Annotated in this window: 12 protein-coding genes; 3 read left to right on the forward strand and 9 right to left on the reverse strand. The window is 36.4% G+C overall.

What is annotated here, in order from left to right:
- Window positions 1–2: 2 nt before the first annotated feature.
- The 4 genes from TL18_RS06985 to hemB form a co-directional block, all read right to left on the reverse strand.
- The gene (locus TL18_RS06985) at window positions 3–776 is read right to left on the reverse strand and encodes an exodeoxyribonuclease III (RefSeq protein ID WP_067043420.1); all 774 of its coding nucleotides are present in this window, start codon (window positions 774–776) and stop codon (window positions 3–5) included.
- Entirely contained in the window at window positions 776–2,320 is a 1,545-nt protein-coding gene (locus TL18_RS06990) for a phenylalanine--tRNA ligase subunit alpha (RefSeq protein ID WP_067043422.1), read from the reverse strand. The genes TL18_RS06985 and TL18_RS06990 overlap by 1 nt, the downstream gene beginning before the upstream one ends.
- Window positions 2,321–2,595: 275 nt before the next feature.
- Entirely contained in the window at window positions 2,596–3,474 is an 879-nt protein-coding gene (locus TL18_RS06995) for a triphosphoribosyl-dephospho-CoA synthase (protein WP_067043425.1), read from the reverse strand.
- Window positions 3,475–4,476: a porphobilinogen synthase gene (gene hemB, locus TL18_RS07000; protein WP_067043429.1), complete on the reverse strand. Its 1,002-nt coding sequence runs from the start codon at window positions 4,474–4,476 to the stop codon at window positions 3,475–3,477. It abuts the gene before it with no gap.
- A gap of 114 nt (window positions 4,477–4,590) precedes the next feature.
- Here hemB and aroC point away from each other — a divergent pair, with 114 nt between their 5' ends.
- On the forward strand, window positions 4,591–5,685 hold the full coding sequence (gene aroC, locus TL18_RS07005; RefSeq protein ID WP_067043432.1) for a chorismate synthase: 1,095 nt from the start codon (window positions 4,591–4,593) through the stop codon (window positions 5,683–5,685).
- Here the strand turns inward: aroC and TL18_RS07010 are convergent.
- Entirely contained in the window at window positions 5,682–6,605 is a 924-nt protein-coding gene (locus TL18_RS07010; protein ID WP_067043435.1) for an MBL fold metallo-hydrolase, read from the reverse strand. The two genes, aroC and TL18_RS07010, sit on opposite strands and share 4 nt — an antisense overlap.
- Window positions 6,606–6,617: 12 nt before the next feature.
- Window positions 6,618–7,538, reverse strand: a complete 921-nt coding sequence (locus TL18_RS07015; RefSeq protein ID WP_067043438.1) for a DUF2121 domain-containing protein — start codon at window positions 7,536–7,538, stop codon at window positions 6,618–6,620.
- 329 nt (window positions 7,539–7,867) lie between these two features.
- Here TL18_RS07015 and acs point away from each other — a divergent pair, with 329 nt between their 5' ends.
- Both acs and TL18_RS07025 read left to right on the forward strand, forming a co-directional pair.
- Window positions 7,868–9,964 carry an acetate--CoA ligase alpha subunit gene (gene acs / locus TL18_RS07020; RefSeq protein WP_067043441.1) on the forward strand — a complete coding sequence of 699 codons (2,097 nt, stop codon included), beginning with the start codon at window positions 7,868–7,870 and terminating at the stop codon, window positions 9,962–9,964.
- An 85-nt stretch (window positions 9,965–10,049) separates the two neighbouring features.
- Complete coding sequence (locus TL18_RS07025; RefSeq protein ID WP_067043444.1) at window positions 10,050–10,676, forward strand: DUF447 domain-containing protein; 627 nt, start codon at window positions 10,050–10,052, stop codon at window positions 10,674–10,676.
- A 39-nt stretch (window positions 10,677–10,715) separates the two neighbouring features.
- Here TL18_RS07025 and TL18_RS07030 read toward each other — a convergent pair whose 3' ends face one another.
- From TL18_RS07030 to TL18_RS07040, 3 genes are all read right to left on the reverse strand, one after another.
- On the reverse strand, window positions 10,716–11,687 hold the full coding sequence (locus tag TL18_RS07030) for an ABC transporter substrate-binding protein (RefSeq protein ID WP_067043447.1): 972 nt from the start codon (window positions 11,685–11,687) through the stop codon (window positions 10,716–10,718).
- Window positions 11,688–11,844: 157 nt separating this feature from the next.
- Window positions 11,845–12,045 carry a MoaD/ThiS family protein gene (locus tag TL18_RS07035; RefSeq protein ID WP_067043450.1) on the reverse strand — a complete coding sequence of 67 codons (201 nt, stop codon included), beginning with the start codon at window positions 12,043–12,045 and terminating at the stop codon, window positions 11,845–11,847.
- Between the two features lie 18 nt (window positions 12,046–12,063).
- On the reverse strand, window positions 12,064–13,452 hold the full coding sequence (locus TL18_RS07040; RefSeq protein ID WP_067043453.1) for a glutamate--cysteine ligase: 1,389 nt from the start codon (window positions 13,450–13,452) through the stop codon (window positions 12,064–12,066).

Raw genomic sequence — 13,452 nt, forward strand, 5'->3', positions numbered from 1 at the left:
TTTTAAAATTCAAGTTCCAAAGTAACTGGACAGTGATCAGAACCGAAAATGTCAGATAATATTTCAGCTGACTTTACATTATCCCTAATTTCTTCGTTTACATAGAAATAATCCAGTCTCCAGCCGGCATTCCTTTCGCGTGCACGGGTTCTGTAGCTCCACCATGTAAAGTTGTTTTCACCCTCATCAAACATCCTGAAGGTATCGACAAAGCCCGCTTCCTCAAGCTGGTCAAGCCATGCACGCTCTTCAGGCAAATACCCGGATTTTCCTTCGCAGTTTTTAGGATTGTAAACATCAATCGGATTGTGTGCAATATTGTAATCGCCTGTAATAACCAGATTTTTGCCATCATTTTTAAGCTCTACAAGCTGTTCCAACAATGCATCGCAGAAGGCAACCTTAAAATCAAGCCTTTTGGCTTCCATACCGCTGTTTGGGAAATAAATGTTGTATAAGATGAAATCAGGATACTCGATTCTTAAAACCCTTCCTTCCAAATCCAATTCATCAACGCCCAAACCTTTAACGACTTCAACAGGTTCGATTTTGGAATATGTGGAAACGCCGCTGTATCCTTTCTTTTCAGCCTCGTTATGGCATTTGTGAAATCCATCGACGTCAGCTAATTTCTTTGGAATCTTATCCTGGGTTGCCCTTACTTCCTGAAAGTTAATGATGTCTGCATCAGTATTTTCAAACCAGTCCCAAAATTCTTCCTTTTTGGAAACTGCCCTGATGCCGTTCACATTCCAAGAAACCAGCTTGATTGACATTATAACCTGACTCCTCTGTCAATAGGCAATTCACGAAGCCATTTGATATCGCTTTTGTAAAGCATACGGATGTCTTCCACATCATATCTAATCATGGCCAATCTTTCAATACCTAAACCGAAAGCCAGTGCAGGTTGGTTGATGCCTAAAGGTTTCAATACTTCAGGCCTGAACATTCCAGCCCCTCCAAGCTCGATCCATGATTCCTTTTCTTCCAGATAGATTTCAGTTTCTGTGGATAGATAAGTGTAAGGGAAATAAGCCGGTCTGAACCTTACTTCAAATCCTAACTTCTTATAAAATTCCTTTAAGGTACCTAAAAGGTTCTGATAGCTGATTCCTTCATCACATACAAGACCTTCGACCTGATGGAATTCAGGCAAATGCTTGTAGTCAAAGGTTTCTCTTCTGAATACCCTTCCAACGGAAAACATCTTGATTGGAGGTTCATGATTGTATAAATGTTTGGTGGATATTCCGGTTGTATGTGTTCTTAAAACGCTTTGTCTTGCAATATCCTCGCTCCAGTCATATTGCCATCCGATAGAACCTGTATCCGCACCTGTTTCATGGGTTTCGGCAGTGAGCTTTACAAGATCCATATCAGGCAAATCGCAAGTCAACGGATTTTTGAGGTAGAATGTGTCCTGCATTTCACGGGCTGCGTGGTCCTGTGGCTGGAAAAGTGAGTCGAAGTTCCAGAATGCAGATTCCACAAATTCCCCGTTGTCTTCTGAAAATCCCATGTTCAAGAATATCTCCCTGATTTCGTCAATGATGACTCTCAAAGGATGTTTCTTACCTGCAAAAATAACTGGGGCTTCTGCATTAATATCATAAGGACGGTACTGTAAGTCTTTCCATTCGCCGTCTTTTAATTGCTGGTGTGTTAATTGAGTAGCTTGCTCTTTAATTGTAAAGCCTTCTTTAAGAATAGCTTCACCTTTATCTAAAAGTTTAAAAGAATGTGAGGTGTTCTTTTTAATATTTATAATATTCTTTCTGTCATTCAGTTTTTTGAATCCGTCCAACAACTCGTCGGATAATCTGTCTTTGATGATTTTTCCAGCTTCAGTCAGGTGGTTCAGCAATTCTTCGTCTTCGCCTAACTTGTCTTTGCTGTCTGCTCCGACATCTGTTACTTTGACTACGCCCTTATCGATTTGAGCCCAATTTTTACGGCGCAACCATCCGATGGCAATGTTGGCTTCTTTTTTGTCAACGCCTGTTTCATCGGACAAATCTTTCATGTGTATCTCTTTTTTATCGACCAATACATCAAGTATTCTGCGTTCAGGAAGCTTTTCTTGAGCAAATTTCAAACCTGCATCTGATAGGGAAATCTCCTCTTCAACATCCTTTTCAACTTCGATTATGTCCTTTGAGGCAAGAGATCCTGCCGCACTCATGACAGCCTTGATGTCCATATTCTGATTTTCAGCTATTTCCTCCGGAGTTACATCCGGATTTGCCTCAAGCTCTTTTAAAACTTTCTTTTCATAAATATGCAATTCATTAATGGTTTTTTTAATATCCTCACTCATTTAAACACCATAAATTATAGATTAATAATATAATAATATATGTTTTAAGTGATTTATAAAAGTAGTGTAAAATTTAAAAAAAAATAGAAAAAAATCTAATTAGAATAATATTATGATACTTCAAATGCTAATTTACATCAAAACATGATATAATTATTTTTACGAGGAATGATATCAATTATTTCGATTTTATGATTCTTTTCAGAGACAAAAAAGATTATCCTATAATTTCCTACTCTAGCCCGGTGGCATTTTGGACATTTAACGCTTAAAATCTATTCAAAATTAGATTTCAGATAGCTTACGAATATTGAAGCTGCAGTCAAATCTGCAGTTGTTCCAGGATTGTACTTGTTTTTAAACAGATAATCATCAAATTCACTGAGTTTTTCTGCAAAATCAGGCTCATCTTTCAAATTAAGCAAATCCCTAGTCATCATGGATATCTTCAAGGCCTCATCTGAACCGTATTTTCTTGAAATCAAAGTATCCGGAACCTGAGATAAAATTGTCAGGAATGTCAATACGCAAGCATCATTTTTGGATTTATCGCGAACCAATTCATGATATGTGGGATATCCAATTTCAAATACTGCAGGCATGTCTGAAGTCATCTCACGTGCCAGCATGTCCCATGGAGCGGAAATCTTTAAAACATCATACATTGTCTGGTTGTTTTCTCTAAGCTCGTTTTTGGCATTGTCACTTGCAACATCATACTCGTCCTGATCTCCCATACCTCCGGCATCTGCGATGTTGATTGCATCATAGAGGTCACATGCATCATCAACTGAGGTATTTGCCATCAATACCTTAACGTTTTCACGGATTTCATCAAATGAATCGCTTATTGCAGCAGCAACGGCAATCGGTGTTGTCATCATGACGATTCCAAGGTTTGTGTTGTTTTTAATCCACCTATCAGTTTCGGCAACGGCCTGGAGGATGTATCTGCCAAGTTGAGGATTTTCAATATCGACATCAGTACATGCTTCACGGATTGTATCTCCGATTACAATTCCACTTATTACAAAGTCTTCAAAGACCATGTCATCATAATCACGGGTTCTGTGAACATTTCCAGGTTTTGGATATCCGCTTACCTCCAAAGCAGAGGCGATTTGTGCGATTTTTGCTATTTCTGATGCTTCCATTTATATCAACTCATTCAATAGTAGATATGGTGCAAAATTAGTGATTATCAAGTCGGCTCCAGCCCTTTTAATTGAAAGCAAAGATTCTAAAATGGCACGTTCTGTCAAATATCCCTTTTCGATTGCTGCCATCAACATTGAATACTCTCCGCTTACATTATATGCTACCAACGGCAGCATGAACTCATCTTTTACCATGCGAACCACATCAAGGTATGGAAGTGCAGGTTTTACCATCAAAAAGTCACATCCTTCGATAACGTCAAGTTCACATTCGCGGATTGCCTCCACAGCATTGCCGGGATCCATCTGATAGGATTTCCTATCTCCTGCATGAGGTGATGAACATGCTGCAACCCTGAACGGTTCATAGAACGCGGAAGCGTATTTGGCTGAATATGACATTATCATTACATTATAATAGCCGTTTTCATCCAATGTTTCACGAATTGCACCTACCCTTCCGTCCATCATGTCTGATGGAGCTACAATATCTGCACCCGCTTCAGCATGGGACAATGCAACTTTAGCAATGTAAGGCAGGGATTCATCGTTTAGAATTTCAATTCCATCATCGGTATCATCGTTTTGCCTTATCATTCCGCAATGACCGTGGGAAGTGTATTGGCATAAACAGACATCGCTGATAACCACCAAATCAGTTTCTTTCTTAAGTCTCCTGATTGCCTTTTGAACAATTCCGGTTGCTGAATAATCAGGAGATGCGATTTCATCCTTGGTTTCTTCTTTTGGTATTCCAAATACAATTATAGACTTCAATCCTTTTTCTTCAAGCTGTTTTGCAAATTCTACTCCGCTGTCTAGAGAATATCTGAATTCACCAGGAAGAGAAGAGATTTCTTCTTTCTCATCACCTTGAAGCTCTTCCTTAAAATAGATTGGATAAATCAGGTCTTCTTTTTGAAGTTTAGTTTCACGAACTATATCTCTAATCTTAGCATTTTTTCTAAGTCTTCTCATTCTTGTAGTTGGAAATTCCATAATAATCACTAATTAAATATTTGACTTAAAAATATTTAAATTGATGTTAATCAAAAAAACTTAAAAATGATTTAAAAAATAATATTAACAATAGATATAAAAAAGAGGCTAAAAATGTCAAATTCAATTGGGGAAAAATTTAGAATAACAAGTTTCGGGTCAAGCCATGGCATAGCAGTCGGCGCTATTGTTGATGGATGCCCCGCAAACCTTGAACTAACAGCTGAAGATATTCAAAAAGAGCTTGATAAAAGAAAACCTGGAACCAGCAGCGTAACAACTCCAAGAAAAGAAGCTGATGAAGTTCAAATTCTTTCAGGAATTTTTGAAGGAAAGACCGATGGAACACCGATTACTGGAGTGATTTTTAACAAAAACCAACATTCCAAAGACTATTCCATGTTCAAAAACACCCCTCGTCCGTCCCATGGGGACTACGGCTGGATGATGAAATACGGAAACTACGACTACAACGGCGGAGGCCGTGGAAGCGGCAGGGTTACTATCGGACATGTCATCGGTGGTGCAATAGCTAAAAAGCTTCTTGAAACCCAAAACATTGAAATCATTTCCCACGTGACACAAATTGGAGACATTAAAGCAGAGCCTCAAGATTTTAATGCAATAAAGGAAAACATCGAAAAGAATCCGGTCAGATGTGCAGACCCTAAAGCAGCCAAAGAAATGGAAGAACTGATTCTATCCGAAAAACAGGAAGGAGATTCTGTCGGAGGCATTGTCGAAACAATAGCTGTAGGCATGCCTGCAGGTCTTGGTGAACCTGTTTTCGAAAGGTTAGATGGCGATTTGGCAAGAATCCTTATGAACATCGGCGCTGTCAAGGGTGTTGAAATCGGCCTTGGATTTGATGTGGCCAAAAAAACTGGCTCTGAAATCAATGATGAATACCAAATTGAAGATGTTAAAATCACAACAAAAACTAATAATTCAGGCGGAATTATTGGTGGAATGAGCAATGGAATGCCAATAATCACACGAATAGCCGTTAAGCCTACTCCATCCATTTCAAAATGCCAGGATTCAATCAATTTAGAAAAAATGGAAAATGAAAAAATAGAAATTAAGGGAAGGCATGATCCCTGCATCTGTCCAAGAGTGACAGTTGTGGCCGAATCAAGCACTGCAATCATTCTTGCAGACCACATGATCCGCTCAGGATTCATCCATCCGACAAATCTTGAAATTTAACTTTTTTTTATTATTGAAAGCTCGTCAAACTCCTTATTTTTAAAAGAAGTTTGATATGAGTTTTTTCTTCCGCTATTAAACAATGCATGGCTGGTGCTGTGCATTGAGGATTCAACATCCTTAAGTGAAATTAGCCTGAATTTCTTCGGATTGTTATAATTAACATTGAATGACAAACCATCAAATGCAGCTATTGTCTTAACGCCAGTCTGTTTGGAAATCTTTTTGGCTTCAACTACAGGATTGTTGGAAATCATCTTAAGACCCAAATGTGTCATGACGGCCACTTTTGGCTTGACCTCATTAATCAAATCGATGAAATTGCGGGAGCACATGTGTCCATGAATAGGCCGGTTGCCCGGTCTTAACACACTAGCAATCAGAATGTCTGCGCCTTCATGATAATCGGCCAATTCATCAAAATAACCTGTATCAGAAGTATAAGACAATTTGAATCCGTTGTAATCTATTTGAAAACCGGCACCTGCAGGGTCGCCATGTTCTGTTTTGGTACCTTTGATTTTAATAGCATCGACTTCATTTACAACATCCGGCTTTAAAACAACCTTATCTGATTTGGACTGATGGTATGATGAAATGCATGGCCCCCATTTATCATAGCCTTCCAAAACACTTTCACTTCCAATAATGGTCCCATTATATTTAGTCATTCCTCGGGTCATTGCCTCAATGAGGATTTCCGCATCATTATAATGGTCTGTGTGTGCATGAGAAACAAAAATTCCACTTAAATTACGGGGATCAAATCCGAATTGATAAGTTCTGATAAGCGCTCCTGGACCAGGGTCAACATGATAATTCTTACCACCTACATTATCAAGCCTGAACCCTCCAGTCATTCTTCTTTGAGAAATGGCAGAAAAGCGTCCGCCACCACTACCTAAAAATGTAATCTTCATTTAAATCCCCTCTCATAATGAACATAAAATTATATCACATTTTAGAGAGGATTTATCTTTTTTAAGGCACAAATCTTCATTTTCAATAACGACTTTGTCTCCGATCTTGACATTATCACTTTCAGTAAACATCAAAACGTTTTGGCCGGGAGCAGCCAATTGTTTCCAATTCCCATCCATAGCCTGGGTTTTGTCATTTAGCTGAACATGCAACATGTTTCCATCAATGGAGACAACACGACCTACATCACCTTTACTGATGATTTTACTTGCCATGTCAATAGCCAAGCTCTGTTGAACCAATTGTTCTGTCAATTCTTGTCTGAATTTGGTCAATACCTTAATATCATTATCAATAGTAATGTTTAAGTGCTTTTGAGCCTCTGATACAGAAAATACCGGCTGTTGCATTAAAACATCAAATTTATCACCAACAGTAGGTGTTTTTGAAGCGACTTCAGCCAATATGGATTCGAACACTTCGCCCATATACCTTAAGCTTTGTGATGCTTTCACTTTTCTTTTAATCAAAGGTTCTGCAAGCTGTTTTGCATAGACATTACCGAAAATGACAATGCCTTTCTCGCCAGCCTTACGTGATTCAGTTTCAGAACCTAATAACTCAATAATCTGATAACCGTTAGTTGTTCCATAAATCCTTCTTCTTCTAGTTTCAAAAGTTCCTTTAGTACTCACTTCACCACGGATAGTATTTCCAACAACTTTTAATTTATTCGCATCATCCGTAATCTTAATTGAAATCCCTAGTTCAGATGCCCTATTTAGAAAATCTTCATCGTTGTCAATAGCTCCACTGTAAAGTTCCTCTTCCAATGTCTTTAAATTTTGTTTATCACCGAAATAACCTATCTTTCTTTTATCACTAGCCATTACACATCCTTTTTTTCCTATGTAAGCAATAATTAAGCTCATAATATCTCCTGAATTTGATATTTAAAAATATCAACTATTTATTAATTGATATATATTTTTGTTTATCCTACATTATATAGTTTAAGAAGCAAAAATTAAATCATAGAAAAAAATTTAAATTTAAAGATTTTTTTTAATTCATTATTAATAACCTATTAAAGTAACAGAAACTATTTTTTTAATGAATTGACCAATTTAATATACTATAATTGAAAATATAAACAATATATTTAAATAATAACATAACATATATTATATTATAATAATTGTTAATTATTTATCATTATAAATGATGATAATAAAAACAAAAATTATAAGGAGAAAAACTTATGATCGATCTCAATAGAATGTTTAAACCCGAATCTGTGGCTGTTATTGGAGCATCCAACACCCCTGGAAAAGTAGGATACATCATTGTCGACAACCTTATAAACGACGGTTTTGAAGGCAAAATATATCCTGTCAACCCTAAAGGTGGAGAGATTCTTGGTAAAAAAGCATACGCAAATATAAAAGACATACCTGAAAAAGTAGACTTAGCAATTATTACCATTCCAGTAGCATTTGTAAACCCAACCGTTAAAGAATGTGGTGAAGCAGGTGTAGAGAACATGGTAGTTATTACCGCTGGTTTTAAAGAAGTAGGTGAAGAAGGTGCTAAATTAGAAGCTGAATTAACAGCGCTTGGTGAAGAATACGGTATAAACATTATTGGACCAAACAGTTTAGGAATTACTGATTCACACACACCATTAAACGGATCATTTTCACAAATGATGCCACCAACCGGAAACATGGCATTTATTTCACAAAGTGGAGCTATGATGGTAGCTATCATCGATTGGAGTGTAACTTCTGGAATCGGATTCAGTAAAGTTATTAGTTTAGGAAACAAAGCTGGAGTAAGCGAAATCGAATTATTACAATATCTGGCTGAAGATGACGAAACCAATGTAATTATCTGTTACTTAGAATCCATTTCCGATGACGAGGACTTTGTAAGAACCATGAGAGAAACTGCACACAAAAAACCAATTATCGTACTCAAATCCGGTTCAAGTTCAGCAGGAGCTGCAGCAGCATCCTCCCACACAGGAGCGCTTGCAGGAAGTGACCTTGCATTTGATACAGCATTCCGCCAATCCGGAATTATGCGTGTAGAAACCATGGCAGAATTATTCGACTTAGGTTTAGCATTCTCCAAAGCACCACTCCCAAGAGGAGACAATGTGGCTATCATTACCAACGCAGGTGGTGGAGGAGTGCTTACCGTAGACGCAATGGAAAAAGTGGGATTGCAACTTGTCCAATTCGATGAAGAAACCACTGCCAGATTAAAAGAATGTGTAACTGAAGAAGGAAGTGCTAAAAACCCTATTGACGTATTGGGAGACGCACCGGTAAGCAGATACAAAGAATCATTAGAAATCGTATTGAGCCAGGATGAAGTTGACAGTTTAATTGTTATGGTTTGTCCAACTGCATCAGCAGACCCTGACGGAATTGCACAGGCAATTTTAGAAGAAAGAAAAGAATTCAACAAACCAATTATTGTAGTGAACATGGGTGGTCCTTCATTTGAAGCTGCAAATGAAGCATTAAGAGAAAACGGTGTACCAACATACGTATTCCCTGAAACTGCAGTAACCGCTCTTGAAGCAATGACAAGATATGCGAAATTAGAAGACAGAGTATATGACGATGTCGTTGATAACGTGGCAGATGTTGATAAGGATGCAGTAGCTGCAATCTTTGATAAAGTGAAAGCCGATGGAAGAGACACCTTGCTTGGTAGTGAAGCATATGCAGTAGCTGAAGCTTACGGAATTTCAGCAGCACCAATCAAATTATCAACCAGTGCCGATGAAGCAGCAGAACTTGCAGAAGAAATGGAATTCCCAGTTGTGCTTAAAATCGCATCAGACAAAATTTTACACAAATCAGATATTGGTGGTGTAAAAGTTGGAATCAACAGCGCTGAAGAAGCAAAAGCAACATTCGATGAAATCATGGCAAATGCAAAAGCAGCACACCCTGATATTGTGCCTGATGGTGTGGAAGTGCAAAAAATGATGGATTCCGGTGAAGAAGTTATTGTTGGTATGATTCGTGACAAACAATTTGGACCAATGATTGCATTCGGTATGGGTGGAATCTACGTTAACCTTATTGAAGACGTAGAATTCAATCTCGCAAAAGGAATGAGTTCACAAGAAATTGATGAACAAATCGAAAAGACCAAAGTATCCAAATTACTTGCAGGATACAGAGGTGAAGCACCTTGCGATGTTGAAGAAGTTAAAGAAGCTATTAAAAGAGTAGCCAGATTAACTTTAGACTTCCCAGAAATATCCGAGCTTGACATCAACCCTATCTTCGTTTACGAAGAAGGCTCAAGTGCACTCGATATTAAAATCAAATTATAATTTCTCGCATGAGAAATTATCTCTTTTTTCTTTTTTTGATTATAAAACTTATTTACTGTACTTATTTTAAAAAAAAGGGATTTGAATGAATTACGATTTATCCAAACTTGGAATTGAAAAAGATCTGCAATATGAATGCATAACAACTACAATCAATAAGGACGGTGTTAAGAATGCCGGTGCCTTTGCATTTCAGTACTTGGGAGATGACAAGGTTCACTGCCACATCTTTGAAGGGTCAAAAACATTGAAAAACATCCTAGATACTAATGAATATGTAGTTAACATCACACAAGATCCATTGGTTTTCACCTATGCCACACTAGATTGTTTAGACGATGAATATTATACCAATGATGATGCAATAGCTATCATTAAAAACACCCCCGCTTACATTATTGTTGATGTTGTGGATGTGGAGATTAAAACCCCTGAAAATTTCCCAATCAAAGGCGACAACAAAATCTATTTCATAACCGGGAAAATCAGGAAAGTCGTCATAAACGACGAATACGTCCAGCCGTTCAACAGGGGAATGTCAGCACTAATTGAATCTTTAGTAAACTTCGCAAGGTACAAGATTGTGGATGAAAATCTAAGAAAAGCCTACATGGACCAGTTAATTGAAAATCAAAGAGTAATCAATAAGGTTTCAGATGAAAAAACCAAAAGAGCAATGGATTATTTGAAATCTGAATATGAAAAAAACTGATTTTAAAAAAAGAAAAAATTAAAGCATAGTTTAACTTAACTATGCTTCCCAGTAGATTTTATCGTGAGTAATAACTTTATCTAAAAGCCCAATATCTACTTCAAGTTTTTGGAATGCATCAACATTTGCTTTAAAGCTGTCATCAATACCTGAAATGAATGGGAAAGTAGCTAAAGATCTTGCTTCTAACGCAGGGTCTGAAACGATGTCTTCAGGTAAGAGTTTAACTATTTCACTAGCATTACCGTTTTTGACATTCTCATTGATGTAGTTGGTTGAATTTTCGTGGATTTCCACAATGAGTTTTGCTTCGTCTTTATGATTTTTGATGAAATCATCGGAAGCTGCAACTACACAACATGGGTGGTTAGGCAAGATTTGAGCTGAATCAGCCAATACATGAGTATTGTTTTGACTTGAAGCAATACTTACATATGGTTGGAAAGTACAAATACCATCAATTTGGCCTGTTTTCAATGCATCATTCATTGAAGGAACTTTCATAGCTGACACATTAACATCATCAATTGTTAAACCGTTTTTGGTCAGGTAGTATGAAAGCAAAGCATGTTGAATTGATGCTTCACCAGGAGTAGCAATTGATTTTCCTTTTAAATCCTGTGCAGAATGAATTCCTGATGCATCGGTTACAACAATACCTGATCCTTCAGTTTGAGCTGAAGAAATAACTTTAACCGGCACATCTTTTGCAATTGAAGATAAAACCGGAGTAATACCTACATATCCAACATCAACTTCTCCACTAGCCATAGCAGTCATCAAGTCACCACCATTGTTGAATTGAACTAGTTCTACAGTGATGTTATTGTCTTTATACATACCTTTAGCATCTGCAACGAATAATGCTGCATCATGGTCTGAAGGTAAGTAACCTATCTTTACAGTGTCGTCTCCCCCACCTAAAAAGTCAAAAAGACCTGCACTAGCTGAACCCATTACTAAAAATGCAGCGAGTGCTAACACTAAAATAAATGTAATCTTTTTATTCATTATTTTCACCGTTAAGTAATTAAATTAATTACAATTATTAATTATTCGAGTATTAATATAAATATATTACATTAATTAACAATTGTTATATTTTGAATCCCTTACTTTTTTATTTAAATAGATTATTTATAAACCTTTTGATTTATCCGTAAAAGAGCTATCCACCATAAATGATTTGAACTAAATTTATTTCATCACCATCTTCAATAACACTATCTTCAATAGTCAAATCCCCATTCTGTTTTGCAACAATGGTTTGAGCAGATAACTCCAAATCATCCAATAAATCTTTAATAGTATAATTCTCTTTTAAATCTCTTTGTTCATCGATTTGCTTAAATTTTAATGTAAATTCCATATTATCCCCATAAATAATTTAATTACCCACTAAAGCTATAGGCAAATACTTTTTAAGTTTACTGCACTCATCTATGTCAATTTCATCCATTAACGCCTTACTAGTCTCTTTATTATTAATAGACAACTTCATATGAGCATTGATGTAGCCTTCTTTTTCTATTAATTTCAACATCCTTTTTCCATAGGTCAGTTCATCATCTAAAATACGGTCATGCATTAATTTCAATGTATCAAATCCGCTAATTTCTAAAACTTCACACATCCCATACATTTCATTGATCAAATCAGATGCCCATTGTTTAAGAGTGATTTCCTCACCATCCTTCAATAATCTCATATTTTCATCATATGCCTTTTCAGCAGTCCTTTCTACATTGATATTGGCTTCTTTTTGCCAGTCAACATAATTAGATTCACCTTTAACAAGCATATAAATTAAAAACAAATGCAAAAATTTCATATCATGCTCTACAAGGCCACATTTATAAAATGGATTGATATCTAAAGTTCTGACCTCAATATATTCAATCCCATCCTCTTTAAGAGAATTCAATAAATCCTGTGGATTTTTAGGTTTTAGTCTTATCTGAGTATATAATTCCTTAGCTTCTGACAAATCACCATTTTCGATGAAATCATTAACATCACGAGCAAATTCATCCACAGTGGTGTAGCTTGGATACAAATCCTTCAAATTTTTATAGCCACATGATGCATTTCTAAATGAAGGACCCTGTGTAGAATAAAAGCTTCCATACTCATCCTTTGCATCCATCAAGTGAATACAGTCAGCTGAAAAAGATTTGTGTGAGCCGATGGAACAACCAGTCAGATAAATAATCAGCCAACAATATCTAAGATAGTTTCTAGTTATTTTCAAATAGATTTCATCTTTAAACAGCCTAAATGATAGATTTGAATCAGATGCTCCATATAACTTCTCAATGAATTCATCACTGAATGAAAAATTAAAATGAACGCCTGAAATCATTTGTTTTTTAACACCATATTTGCAGGCAAGGTTTTCCCTATATTTTTGAGAATTTGCACCTTCTTTTGAATATTGAGCTATCGGAATCTGATTGGCATAAGGAAGAATACATGGAATTGATTGAAACCATAGATATTCATCATCAGGAAGGTATGAATTCACAATATCTGATAATAATGAAAATGTATCAAAGGCTTCTTCAATGCTATCAAAAGTGGGAGTTATTATTTCAATTTGGCTTTCTGAAAAATCTGTGGTAATAAAAGGATTAGTCAATTTATCGCCAAAAACAGAAGGGTGAGGACTTAACGCTAATCTGCCATCGGATTTAACCCTTAAACTTTCCCATTCAATACCGAATGATCCTTCCAATATTTCATCATCTGATAACCTAATTAAATTTTTTAAATCCAT

The sequence above is a fragment of the Methanobrevibacter sp. YE315 genome, assembly GCF_001548675.1.
Taxonomy (GTDB): Archaea; Methanobacteriota; Methanobacteria; order Methanobacteriales; family Methanobacteriaceae; genus Methanocatella.

What these genes read in the sequence shown, in the direction of transcription:
- TL18_RS06985 (WP_067043420.1), bottom strand. Translation starts at nt 776, where the DNA reads ATGTCAATCAAGCTGGTTTCTTGGAATGTGAACGGCATCAGGGCAGTT.
- TL18_RS06990 (WP_067043422.1), bottom strand. Translation starts at nt 2,320, where the DNA reads ATGAGTGAGGATATTAAAAAAACCATTAATGAATTGCATATTTATGAA.
- TL18_RS06995 (WP_067043425.1), bottom strand. Translation starts at nt 3,474, where the DNA reads ATGGAAGCATCAGAAATAGCAAAAATCGCACAAATCGCCTCTGCTTTG.
- hemB (WP_067043429.1), bottom strand. Translation starts at nt 4,476, where the DNA reads ATGGAATTTCCAACTACAAGAATGAGAAGACTTAGAAAAAATGCTAAG.
- aroC (WP_067043432.1), top strand. Translation starts at nt 4,591, where the DNA reads ATGTCAAATTCAATTGGGGAAAAATTTAGAATAACAAGTTTCGGGTCA.
- TL18_RS07010 (WP_067043435.1), bottom strand. Translation starts at nt 6,605, where the DNA reads ATGAAGATTACATTTTTAGGTAGTGGTGGCGGACGCTTTTCTGCCATT.
- TL18_RS07015 (WP_067043438.1), bottom strand. Translation starts at nt 7,538, where the DNA reads ATGAGCTTAATTATTGCTTACATAGGAAAAAAAGGATGTGTAATGGCT.
- acs (WP_067043441.1), top strand. Translation starts at nt 7,868, where the DNA reads ATGATCGATCTCAATAGAATGTTTAAACCCGAATCTGTGGCTGTTATT.
- TL18_RS07025 (WP_067043444.1), top strand. Translation starts at nt 10,050, where the DNA reads ATGAATTACGATTTATCCAAACTTGGAATTGAAAAAGATCTGCAATAT.
- TL18_RS07030 (WP_067043447.1), bottom strand. Translation starts at nt 11,687, where the DNA reads ATGAATAAAAAGATTACATTTATTTTAGTGTTAGCACTCGCTGCATTT.
- TL18_RS07035 (WP_067043450.1), bottom strand. Translation starts at nt 12,045, where the DNA reads ATGGAATTTACATTAAAATTTAAGCAAATCGATGAACAAAGAGATTTA.
- TL18_RS07040 (WP_067043453.1), bottom strand. Translation starts at nt 13,452, where the DNA reads ATGGATTTAAAAAATTTAATTAGGTTATCAGATGATGAAATATTGGAA.